Origin of the sequence: Rheinheimera sp. 1928-s (assembly GCF_029269265.1) — a bacterium.
GTDB lineage: Bacteria > Pseudomonadota > Gammaproteobacteria > Enterobacterales > Alteromonadaceae > Pararheinheimera.
Genome location: NZ_JARIXP010000005.1, coordinates 1 through 12,317, shown reverse-complemented (window position 1 = coordinate 12,317; position 12,317 = coordinate 1). Strand labels below are relative to the sequence as shown.

Annotated in this window: 8 protein-coding genes and 1 rRNA gene; 5 read left to right on the top strand and 4 right to left on the bottom strand. The window is 46.6% G+C overall.

Annotated features, from left to right (window positions below):
- Positions 1–14 precede the first annotated feature (14 nt).
- Complete coding sequence (locus tag P3C17_RS13085; protein WP_300930327.1) at positions 15–1,730, bottom strand: sodium:solute symporter family protein; 1,716 nt, start codon at positions 1,728–1,730, stop codon at positions 15–17.
- 10 nt (positions 1,731–1,740) lie between these two features.
- On the bottom strand, positions 1,741–2,007 hold the full coding sequence (locus P3C17_RS13080) for a DUF4212 domain-containing protein (protein WP_008898758.1): 267 nt from the start codon (positions 2,005–2,007) through the stop codon (positions 1,741–1,743).
- 180 nt (positions 2,008–2,187) lie between these two features.
- On the opposite strand from P3C17_RS13080, the gene P3C17_RS13075 reads away from it, so the two are divergent.
- Both P3C17_RS13075 and P3C17_RS13070 read left to right on the top strand, forming a co-directional pair.
- The gene (locus P3C17_RS13075) at positions 2,188–5,724 is read left to right on the top strand and encodes a PAS-domain containing protein (RefSeq protein ID WP_300929864.1); all 3,537 of its coding nucleotides are present in this window, start codon (positions 2,188–2,190) and stop codon (positions 5,722–5,724) included.
- A gap of 74 nt (positions 5,725–5,798) precedes the next feature.
- Entirely contained in the window at positions 5,799–6,863 is a 1,065-nt protein-coding gene (locus tag P3C17_RS13070; protein ID WP_300929863.1) for an AI-2E family transporter, read from the top strand.
- Between the two features lie 53 nt (positions 6,864–6,916).
- On the opposite strand, the gene P3C17_RS13065 is transcribed toward P3C17_RS13070, so the two are convergent.
- Positions 6,917–7,588: a response regulator transcription factor gene (locus P3C17_RS13065; protein ID WP_300929862.1), complete on the bottom strand. Its 672-nt coding sequence runs from the start codon at positions 7,586–7,588 to the stop codon at positions 6,917–6,919.
- Positions 7,589–7,686: 98 nt separating this feature from the next.
- Complete coding sequence (acs, locus tag P3C17_RS13060) at positions 7,687–9,636, bottom strand: acetate--CoA ligase (RefSeq protein ID WP_300929861.1); 1,950 nt, start codon at positions 9,634–9,636, stop codon at positions 7,687–7,689.
- 261 nt (positions 9,637–9,897) lie between these two features.
- Here acs and P3C17_RS13055 point away from each other — a divergent pair, with 261 nt between their 5' ends.
- The 3 genes from P3C17_RS13055 to P3C17_RS13045 all read left to right on the top strand — a co-directional run.
- Positions 9,898–11,055, top strand: a complete 1,158-nt coding sequence (locus P3C17_RS13055) for a DcaP family trimeric outer membrane transporter (RefSeq protein ID WP_300929860.1) — start codon at positions 9,898–9,900, stop codon at positions 11,053–11,055.
- 116 nt (positions 11,056–11,171) lie between these two features.
- Positions 11,172–11,456, top strand: a complete 285-nt coding sequence (locus tag P3C17_RS13050; RefSeq protein WP_300929859.1) for a DUF6482 family protein — start codon at positions 11,172–11,174, stop codon at positions 11,454–11,456.
- A gap of 564 nt (positions 11,457–12,020) precedes the next feature.
- Positions 12,021–12,317: ribosomal RNA gene (locus P3C17_RS13045) — 16S ribosomal RNA — on the top strand; the annotation flags it as partial.

The following is a 12,317-nucleotide window of genomic DNA, read 5'->3' as shown; positions in this document are numbered from 1 at the left end:
TTTTCTAGGTTAACTTAGTGAGACTGAGCTTCACCTGCACCTTTTGGAAAACGGATTTGTTCAACAATATCCTGTACATCCTGCGGTACTTCTTTGGTGAATTTGCTGACGGCGTAGGCCACCACAAAGTTCACTGCCATACCTACGGTACCTATGCCCTCTGGAGAGATACCAAACAGCCAGTTTTCAGGTTTGTTTTCAGCAAATGGGGTGATGAAAATACCCTTGAAGTACAGGATATAACCCACAGTGAAAAGGATACCTGCCAACATACCGGCGATAGCACCTTCCTTATTCATTTTCTTGTAGAAAATACCAAGAATAATGGCAGGGAAGAAACTCGCCGCAGCTAAGCCGAAGGCAAAAGCCACCACCTCCGCAACAAAGCCTGGCGGGTTAATACCCAGGTAACCTGCAATCACTATAGCGACAGCTGCGGCACCGCGGGCTGCTAATAGTTCTTGCTTGTCGGTGATATTTGGCATCAGATTTCGTTTCAGTAAATCGTGCGAAATCGAGGTCGAGATCACCAGTAATAAACCTGCTGCTGTAGATAATGCTGCTGCAATACCACCAGCGGCGACCAATGCAATCACCCAATCAGGTAACTGAGCAATTTCCGGGTTTGCCAACACCATGATGTCACGGTCAATAGTCATTTCGTTGCGCTCATCACCTGAGTAGAACATACGACCATCGCCATTTTTATCTTCGTGTTTAATCAGACCGGTTTTTTCCCAGTTTTTGATCCAGGTTGGAGCTTCTGTTATCAAAGTACCCTGAGCATCAGGACCATTGATGGTATCAATCATGTTGTAGCGGGCAAAGGCACCAATAGCTGGAGCAGTTGTGTACAAAATGCTGATGAAAATCAATGCCCAACCTGCAGAAATACGAGCATCTTTTACCCGTGGTACTGTGAAGAAACGCACAATAACGTGAGGTAAACCTGCAGTACCTACCATTAAAGCTGCGGTAATAGCGAAAATGTCTGCAGTGGATTTTGTCCCTTCAGTGTAGGCTGCAAAACCTAGCTCAGCTGAAAGCCCGTCCAGTCGTTCAAGCAAGTGCAGCCCTGAACCATCCAGTAAGGTGGCACCTAAACCTGTTTGTGGTAATACATGGCCTGTGATCATGATGGAGATGAAGACTGCTGGCACCATGTATGCAAATATCAGTACACAATACTGAGCAACCTGAGTGTAGGTAATACCTTTCATACCGCCTAATACAGCGTAGAAAAATACCACGGCCATACCGATGATAACGCCTGTCGTGATATCTACTTCCAGGAAGCGGGAGAACACCACACCTACACCACGCATCTGACCCGCCACATAAGTGAAGGAGATTAAAATGGCGCAAATAACAGCGACTGTGCGTGCCGTTTGAGAGTAATAACGATCACCTATAAAGTCAGGTACAGTAAATTTACCGAACTTACGCAGGTAGGGAGCTAAACATAAAGCCAACAGTACATAACCACCAGTCCAGCCCATCAGGTAGACAGAACCGTCATACCCCATAAAAGAAATTAAACCGGCCATAGAGATAAATGACGCGGCAGACATCCAGTCAGCAGCAGTTGCCATACCGTTCGCTAAAGGCGATACACCACCGCCAGCGACATAGAACTCCTGAGTTGAACCTGCACGAGCCCAAATGGCGATGCCGATGTACAACGCAAAGGTTGCCCCGACCACTATATAAGTTAAAGTCTGTAAGTCCATCATCTACCCCTTAGTCTTCGTGGACATCGTATTTACGATCAAGTGCATTCATCTTGATGACGTAAATAAAAATCAGTAGAACGAAGGTGTAGATAGAGCCTTGCTGCGCGAACCAGAATCCGAGCTTAAAGCCAAAAAACTGCACCATATTCAATTGGTCTACAAATAAAATCCCTGCAGCGAAGGATACTGTAAACCAGACCGCCAGCAGTTTGAGCATCAGCGAGACGTTCTCCCGCCAATAGGCTTTGGCTAATTCATTGCTTTGAAATGCCATCGTTGTCTTCCTCTTGTTGTTTTTTGTGGTTGTTATAGAAATTCTGTTGACTAGCATGCTTAATCTAGCAGCAGGTGTGGGAAGTGATAGCCCGACTTTAGTCGAACCTCAAACGCCAGATCATTGACTTTCTGCAGCTTTATGCCAAAAGTAACCTCAGAAATCTGAGGGGAGTATGCTTTGTCAGCCTGGATAGTCGCTTTATTGGCCTTGATGTATGTAGGTTTGCTGTTTTTCATTGCAAACTGGGGCGAACGCCATGCTGGCGATCAACTACTACGAAAGTATGGTGGGCTGCTGTATAGCCTTGCATTGGCGGTGTATTGTACTTCCTGGACCTACTATGGCGCAGTAGGTACTGCTGTGACTCAGGGCTGGGACTATATTCCAATTTATCTGGGACCCATTCTGGTGTTTCTGCTCGCTCAACCATTTTTGTTTAAGCTGTTGTATGTAGCAAAAAAACAAAACGTGGCCTCAATTACTGACTTCATCAGTGCCCGTTATGGCAAACGTAAGAATATTGCTTTAGTGACGGCTTTATTATGCCTGGTGGTAGTGATCCCCTATATTGCCTTGCAATTAAAAGCAGTTGCCAGTTCCTACCAGGTACTGCTGGGGCATGATTTATCTGATCAGTCTCTGCCCTGGTGGCAGGACACGGCCTGGTTTAGCGCTATGGCAATGACTGTCTTTGCGATTTTGTTTGGCACCCGCAAAGTACAACTGACGGAGCAAAACCGTGGTGTGATGGTGGCTATTGCCTTTGAATCTGTGGTGAAGTTATTTGCTCTGCTCTGTCTGGCACTGATGGCGTATTGGCTGTTGTTACCCGACGACGTTGGAGTTAGCCAGTTTGTCGATCATGCCAGTCACCTGCAAAATAGTGCTGAACATAATAGTTGGTTCTCTTTTGCGATTAAAACACTACTGGCGATGACAGCTATCTTTTTACTTCCGCGCCAGTTTCATGTCGCTTTTGTTGAAAATGTTGATCACCGGCATTTACGCCATGCCAAACGTTGGTACAGCAGCTATTTGTTGTTAGTCACACTGGTCGTGATCCCTATTGCTCTGGCAGGTATGCATTTATTTCCCGGGCAGGAGCATCTGGCTGATAGTTTTGTGTTGTTGATCCCGGAAAAATCTGGTTGGCACACCTTAAGTGTGTTGGTGTTTATCGGTGGTTTTTCTGCTGCAACTTCGATGATTATTATCTCTACTCTGGCTTTGAGCACCATGATTAGTAATGACGTGGTGATGCCTACTATTTTACGTCGTCCTGGTCATGGTCAGCGTATTAAAGATTACAGCGGCCTGATTTTGCTGGTGCGTCGCACCATGATTATTGCTGTGATGTTGCTGTCTTATGGCTATTACGCTTTGTTTGCCCGTAATTATGAATTGGCAGAGACAGGATTATTAGCCTTTGCTTTGGCGATTCAACTGGCTCCAGCCGTCGTTGGTGGTTTGTATTGGCGTCACGGCAATGCGTTTGGTGTTTATGCCGGTGTGGCTGTTGGCTTTGCCTTGTGGTTTTTCTGCCTGATGGTGCCGCAGTTGGCGACAGTCGGCGTGCTTGAGCCGACACTGTTGCAACAGGGGTTGTTTGGTGTAGAAGCACTCAAGCCTACGTCACTCTTTGGTTTGCAGCTGGATACCTTAAGCCATGGTGTGATCTGGTCGTTGGGATTAAATCTGATTTGTTATCTGCTGTTTTCCTTACTGGTTAAAGTGAATTTAAAAGACCGTCTGCAAGCGGCCGCTTTTGTAAAACCTACTTTGCCATTAGAGCACAAGGAATTACCGGTCAGACGAGCTCGGGTTCGCAGGGCCGATATCACTATGCTGTTGGAACGTTTTATCGGTGCCCAACGCTGCAGTGAGGCTATGGCGGAATTTCAGCGCCGTTTTCCTGATCTTGATTTAACAGACAGTATTGCAGGGCCGGAACTTATTGCTTTTGTTGAGCGCGAGCTTGCGGGCGTGATAGGCGCAGCTTCAGCTTTGGCTGTTGTGAGTGCTGCAACTGAAGGCAGGCAGCTGGAACTGGAAGATGTAGTCACCTTGTTTGACGATACCACTCAGGCGATTCAGTTCTCCCGCAAAATTTTGTTTTCAACCCTGGAGCATTTAAGTCAGGGCGTGAGCGTAGTGGACAGAGATTTAAAACTGGTGGCCTGGAACAAAGCCTATTTGCAAATGTTTGACTACCCTGATGGCATGATCCGTATTGGCCGTCCTGTCGCAGATATAGTGCGTTTTAATGCAGAACGGGGGCTTTTTGGCGAAGGTGCACCTGAAGAACATGTGACTAAACGTATAGCCCATATGCAAAACGGCACTTCTCACGTTTTTCAGCGGGTCAGGCCTGATGGCACTGTGATAGAGATGCGGGGTAACCCCATACCTGGTGGTGGTTTTGTCACCAGTTTTACTGACATTACTGAGCATGTAAGGGCTGTACAGCAGCTGGCTGAAGCCAAACAACATTTGGAACAGCGGGTACAGGAGCGGACACAGCGTATCAGTGAAATGAATCAGGAACTGGTGGAAGAGGTGACTCGACGCAGTGCGACTGAGTTGCAGTTATTGCAGGCCAAAGCTGAGGCGGAAGCTGCCAATGTTTCAAAAACGCGCTTTCTGGCTTTAGCCAGTCACGATATTTTGCAACCACTCAATGCTGCCAGGCTTTTTACTGCAGCTTTGCAGGATCAGACGGCAGAAACAACTCAGCAAAAAATTATTCATCAGTTAGATAATTCGCTCAAAGCGACTGAAGAGTTGATCGCAACCTTGTTGGATATTGCCCGACTGGATGATGGTCGTTTACAACCGAAAACTCAGGTTGTGGCGCTGAACAGTATCTTACAACCGCTGACGGATGAGTTCAGTTGGGTGGCTGATCAGAAACAATTAAAACTTCGTACTCATTTTGGTGAGTGGCAGGTGCAAAGCGATGGCACTTATCTGCGCCGTATTCTGCAGAATATTTTAAGTAATGCGATTAAATACACACCATCTGGCGAGGTTCTGGTGTCTTGTCGGAAAAGAGCAGACTCTCTGCTGTTGCAAATCTGGGATACGGGGCCTGGTGTGGCAGAACATGAACTCAAGCGTATTTTTGATGATTTTTACCGGGTAGACAGCACGGCCAGAGGGCAGCAGGGTGTAGGGCTTGGTCTTGCCGTTGTGCAGCGAATGACTAAATTATTAGGACACAAACTTGAGGTTCGCTCAGTGGTGGGGAAAGGCACTGTCTTTAGTCTGTATTTACCTTTGGCATCAGAGCAGGCAATAACAGAAGACAAAGCTGTAGCTGAATCCCCAAACTCTGTATTACCTCAATGGCAGGTACTTTGTGTTGATGATGACAGTTCTAATCTTGCGGCTCTAAGGGTGCTGTTGGAGCAATGGCAATTAGGAGAGGTTAAGAGTTATGTACATGCAGAACAATTGTTAGACGAAGCCCCGGCTTTAGCTAAACCTGACTTGCTGATTATGGACTTTCAGTTAGGCCAGGGGCTGAATGGTTTAGAGTTATATCAGCAGTTACAGCAGTACTGGGGTAAGGTGCCTGGCATCTTGGTATCAGCTGCGCCTGAGCCTGATTTAGCATCACGTGCAAAAGCAGCGGGTTTACTGTTTTTAGCTAAACCTATTAAACCTGCGGCATTGCGGGCTGGTATTAATCATTTAAAAAATCAACGTTCGTAATACAGTCTCTAGGTGCTTTGCCGTCTTTGTGATTAAATGAGCCAAAGAGAATAAAAACAGCAATGGAGCGCTTTATGCTGGCTAAGTTAGAAGAACGGGTTTTTTTAGTGATGTTGGTCATCGTGACCCTGATTTTTGGTTTGGTGCTGGAACCTTTTTGGGGAAGTATTTTTTGGGCCTGTGCTATGACCGTCATTTTTTATCCGGTCCATACTAAGATTTTACGGTTGATGGGAGATAAACCCAACAGGGCCGCTCTGTTGACTTTGCTGCTTTGCATGCTGGTTGTGATCCTGCCTGTACTGGCTATTGGTGCTGCCTTTATTCAGGAAGGGGTGGCTTTTTACGGCAAAATTGAAAAAGGAGAAATTAATCCGGACGGTTTCATTGAAGCCATACGGCAAGCTTTTCCGGTAGTCACTGAATTTTTGAGCCGCTTTGGTATTCAAACCGATGGTTTGCGTGAAAAATTGTCATCCGGTGCAGTGGAGGCCAGTCGCTTGTTAGCTAAAGAGGCATTGGCTATTGGGCAAAACACCTTTGGTTTTATCCTTAGTTTATGTCTGATGTTGTACCTGAGCTTTTTCTTACTGCGTGAAGGCCCGCGCTTAGTTGAGTTACTGGTCAAGGCTTTGCCTTTAGGTGATGAACGCGAGCGGGTACTTTTCGCTAAATTTGCTGAAGTAACCCGCGCCACAGTTAAAGGTAACCTGGTCGTTGCCATAGTGCAGGGCGCCTTGGGTGGCTTTATTTTCTGGTTATTAGGTTTGCCTGCACCTATTTTGTGGGGCGTGGTGATGGCATTTTTGTCGTTATTGCCAGCGGTAGGGGCTGCTTTGGTCTGGTTGCCTGTCTCTTTGTATTGGTATGCCACAGGCGACTGGGTGATTGCTACTATTCTGGTGGCCTATGGAGCTTTAGTCATTGGTTTGGCTGACAATATATTGCGACCTATTCTGGTTGGGCGTGATACTAAACTGCCTGACTATTTAGTGCTGTTTTCCACTTTAGGTGGTATTACCCTGATGGGGATTAATGGCTTTGTATTGGGGCCTATGGTGGCTGCGCTGTTTTTAGTCTTCTGGCAGATTTTCATCGATGAGTTCCAACTACCGAATCAAAGCAACGAGCCTGAATAATCAGGCCTGTTGCGTTTGGTATTTATGCTTATGAAACTGGTGTTGTTCTGAGGTTACAGAGCGACCAGCGTCTTGTCAGCAGGTGCTTCCAGTTGCAGACGCTGGGCTTGGATCACCACTTGTGTTCTGTTGGTGACACCAAGCTTACGGAATATGGCGGTGATATGGGCTTTCACTGTCGCTTCTGAAATGTGTAAATCATAAGCAATCTGTTTATTCAGCCAGCCTTCGGTTAAATAAAACAATACTTTATATTGTTGAGGGGTTAGTTCTGCAACCTTAGCGGCCAGATCCAAATCGGGCTGATGTTGCTGCTGATTCATCACCTGACTACGAATAGCAGGTGGCACCCAGAGTTCACCGTCAATCACCGCGTTTAATGCTTTGCCAATTTCTGCAGGATGGGACGATTTTGGAATAAAAGCGGAAGCACCAAAAGCCATCACGCGCTTGATCACATCCACATCGTCACTGGCTGAAATCACCACTATAGGCAGAGTAGGATACTGCTTACGCAGTTGTATCAAGCCTAAAAAACCGCAGTTGCCAGGCATATGTAAATCCAGCAGTAGCAAGTCCGCGTCAGGATGCTCCAGCAGCGCTTCGCAGGTGGCTTCAAAACTATCGGTTTCTATGGTGGCTTTGGTCACAAAGGTATTGCTGATCGCATGGATCAGCGCGTTACGAAACAACGGGTGGTCATCTGCGACAATTAACTTTGCCATATAAAACTCCTAACCCAGCCTGTGCTAAAAAACACAGGCTGGGTTCAGCTAAAGTGTTGTTGCTATTAATTGAACATTAGCAACTTATTGTCAACAGATTAGCGGTTTAATCTGTTTTGGATCAAGTGTTCCACTACAGACGGATCGGCTAAAGTAGAGATGTCGCCTAACTGATCGTATTCATTGGCAGCAATTTTACGCAGGATCCGGCGCATAATTTTACCAGAGCGGGTTTTCGGCAGGCTCGGCGTCCACTGGATAATATCCGGTGCAGCTATAGGGGAGATCTCACGACGTACCCAATCACGCACTGCTTTGGTCAGCTCGTCACTGGGTTCTACACCAACACGAGGGGCGACAAATACATAAATACCCTGACCTTTAATGTCATGTGGGTAGCCAACTACTGCAGCTTCAGCTATCGCATCATGAGCAACCAGGCAACTTTCAATCTCCGCTGTACCTAAACGGTGACCGGAGATGTTTAACACGTCATCGACACGGCCTGTCAGCCAGTAATAACCATCTTCATCACGTTTAGCGCCATCGCCGGTAAAGTACATGCCTTTATAAGTGCTGAAGTAAGTCTGTTCAAAACGTTCATGATCGCCAAACACTGTACGCATTTGCCCTGGCCAGCTATCCAGGATCACCAGGTTACCTTCTGCAACGCCCTCAACTAATTCACCTTCGTTAGTCACAATGGCAGGTTTGACTCCAAAAAATGGTCGTGTGGCAGAACCTGGTTTTAAATCTGTAGCCCCTGGCAGAGGCGTAATTAAAATACCGCCCGTTTCGGTTTGCCACCAGGTGTCGACAATAGGGCAGTTGCCTTTGCCGTAACTGGCGTGGTACCAGCTCCACGCTTCCGGATTAATCGGCTCACCCACACTGCCTAATATAGATAATGAAGATAAATCGGCGCCGTCCACAGCCACAGTGCCGTGTGCCATTAAAGCTCGAATAGCGGTAGGTGCAGTATAAAGGATATTCACTTTGTATTTATCAACCACCTGCGCAATTCGTTTCACGCTTGGGTAAGTGGGGACGCCTTCAAATAAAACACTGGTCGCGCCATTGGCCAATGGCCCATAGACGATATAAGTGTGTCCCGTTACCCAGCCAATATCGGCGGCACACCAGTAAACATCACCTTCTTTATAGTCGAACACATACTGATGTGTCATCGAAGCCCAAACCATATAACCGCCAGTGGTATGCAACACCCCTTTAGGTTTGCCGGTTGAACCTGAGGTATAAAGAATAAACAGTGGGTCTTCAGCATTCATGACTTCAGGTTCACACTGCTTCGGCTCTTTTGCCAGAATTTCGTGATACCACAAGTCGCGGCCCTGATGGAAGTCGACATTTTCACCCACATGCTTGACGACTATCACATGCTTAGCCGGGTTAGCGTCACCTAAGTGTGCTAAAGCCTGATCGGTGTTGTCTTTTAAATAAGTTAAACGGCTGCCACGAGCAGCCTGATCGGAAGTGATAACCAGTTTGGAATCACAGTCTTGAATACGGCTACCTAAAGCGTCTGGTGAAAAACCAGCAAAAACTACGGAGTGAACAGCACCAATGCGGGCACAAGCGAGCAATGACGCAACTGCAGCAGGGATCATCGGCAGATAAATAGTAACGCGATCGCCTTTGCCCACACCTAAAGTTCGCATGGCATTAGCAAGCTGGCAGACTTCGTCGTACAGCTCCTGATAAGTAACTGCTTTTTGTACTCCAGGCTCATCACCTTCCCAATAGTAAGCCACATGATTGGCTTTTTCTGGCAGATGACGGTCCAGGCAGTTGTAGCTTGCGTTCAAAGTACCATCACTAAACCAGTTGACATGCACATTGCCTAAATCAAAGCTGGTGTCTTTTACCTTGGTAAAAGGAGTAAACCAACTGATACGTTTGCCATGTGTTGCCCAAAATTGGTCCGGTTGATTCACCGACTCGTCGTACATCGCCAGATACTGCTCGTTCGTCACCAAAGTCTTTGCTTTGGTGTGCTCTGGTACCGGATAAAGCTGGGCGTGACTCATTTTAATATTCCCCTGTCTTGTAGGCTCGGTGGCTTAGTTCAATAGCAACAACCACCTGTTATGGCTGTACTTGTTCTACCTTTTTTGAGGTGCTAACGACATTAGACCTTAGTCTAGACAACTCTGCTGTTGCCGTCAGCGACATCACTGAATAAAAAACAATCTGCGACTAAAGGCTAATTGTCGCTTTGACAAAAGCAAACCAAAGTTGAATCGTGGTACAGACAATAACAACATTTTAACTTGGACCAGGAGAAAACAATGCTGACGAAAAAACCTCTAGCCAGCTTAATCGCTTTAGCCTTCGCAGGATTATGCAGCCAGGCTCAGGCAGCAGTCACTTTCGGTGATACTGAACTGACTTATGGTGGTTACATCAAACTTGATACTATGTGGACTGATACCTCAGATGGTCAGATCCCTACAGGTATCGGTCGTGATTTTTATGTGCCAAGCCTCACCCCTGTTGGTGGTGAAGGTGAATCTGCGACTTTTGACGCTCATGCTCGTCAATCTCGCTTCTTCCTTAAAACAGCGACAACACTAGACAACGGTAAAAAAATAAACGGAACTCTAGAGTTTGACATGATGGCAACACCTGACGGTGATGAACGTGTTACCAATGGTTACAGTCCTGAAATCCGCCATGCGTTTTTAACCTATGACAATTGGTTGATGGGGCAAACCTGGTCCACCTTTATGGATATAGCATCCTTACCTGACAGCCTCGATTTTATCGGTAATACAGACGGTGCTATTTTCGTTCGACAAGCGCAGGTGCGTTATACCAATGGTGGCTGGCAAGTCGCATTAGAGAATCCGGAAACTACCGTGACTCCTAATGCCGGTGGAGCGCGCATTGTTACTGACGACAACTCAGTGCCTGATGTAGTGGTTAAATACAACCACACGGCCTCCTGGGGCTCTTTGGCCTTTGCAGTGATGGCGCGTCAGCTTTCTATTGAATCCGCGACACTGGATGACAGTACTAACGGTTATGCTGCGTCTTTCTCCGGTAAATACAATATCTCTGCTACAGACGATATACGTTTTACCGTAAACACAGGTGAAGGTATTGGGCGCTACATCGGCCTGAATGCGAGTAATGATGCTGTACTTGATGCCACTGGTCAGCTTGAGGCCATCCAGGCCACTGGTTATGCGCTGGCTTACAAACACAGCTGGGATGATAAATGGCGTTCGAGCTTCATCTATTCCGCTTTGGATATAGATAATGATGCCGAACTTACAGGCCTTGCTGTCACTGACAGTACCAGCAGTTATGCAGTGAACCTGATTTATCAAGCTGCAAGCAAACTAATGTTTGGTGTAGAAGTACGTCATGCGACACGGGAAATAGTGTCTGGTGCTGAAGGCGATTTAAATCGCGTTCAATTTAGTGCTAAATACGACTTCTGATTCATACCTTGTTTATCTAGCTGGCGACTACGGTCGCCAGTTGTATTTTAAAAACTGTACATCCAAATAGTGTCGTACTTCGTAAAGTATCAAAGTTACTCATACGGAGCGATTCTATGCACAGACTCGAACATTTAAACCGCCAGGATGTAGTGATTCATGAGCTGGTGATCTATTCAGTGGAAATGGGCATCTACCTGGCTCAGGTTAACTACGATGACAGAGTTAGTTTTCTGGTGGACGCAGATAACAGACCACAGCGTTTTTTAAGCGTAGAACAGGTAAAGCAATCTTTGGCCGAAGCAACAGTCAAAAAGGCCTGGTTACAGCATCAATCTGCGTACGATGAAATGATTGGCGGTCCTGAAAAGGTCGATAACAGTCTACGTATCCCTGTTTAAGGTAGAAAAAGACTCTTTTTTGCCCGTTTTGCTTCATTTCTGAGCGAACGATCACGGATATCATCAAATTGTCATTTTAGGGGTTGTGCGGGATTAAAAACTCCCTATAATGCGCGCCATGCCAACGGGGTGATGCGAAAGCAGCTCTGGGGTGGTTTTAAACTGAAGTGAAAAATGATGCAAAACATCGCTTGACACACAGTTGAAAATCACTAAAATGGCCGCCTCGCAGCGCGGTGGAGTCGAAAGGCTCAAAAGTGAAGCGAAGCTGCTAAGGCAGTAAGTCGAAGGTGAGTTTGATAAATAAATTCAAATCGCTGGCTTGACACAAATTCTGGGAAGTGTAAGATACGCCTCCCGCTGAACAAGGTAATAACCGGTTCAGCACTGCTCTTTAACAATAAGCAATCAATCATCTGTGTGGGCACTCACGGTTTAGATTCTGCAGCGAGCAATCGCACAAAGAATATATATCAGTGAAGTGACTAACAGATACTCTGTCCGAAAGGATGGATGTTTTAAGTCAGTGATACTGAGCAGCCACTTTGGTGGCAAATTAAACTTTAATTGAAGAGTTTGATCATGGCTCAGATTGAACGCTGGCGGCAGGCCTAACACATGCAAGTCGAGCGGGGTTTTCGGACCTAGCGGCGGACGGGTGAGTAATGCGTAGGAAGCTGCCCGATAGAGGGGGATACCAGTTGGAAACGACTGTTAATACCGCATAATGTCTACGGACCAAAGTGTGGGACCTTCGGGCCACATGCTATCGGATGCGCCTACGTGGGATTAGCTAGTTGGTGAGGTAATGGCTCACCAAGGCGACGATCTCTAGCTGGTTTGAGAGGATGATCAGCCACA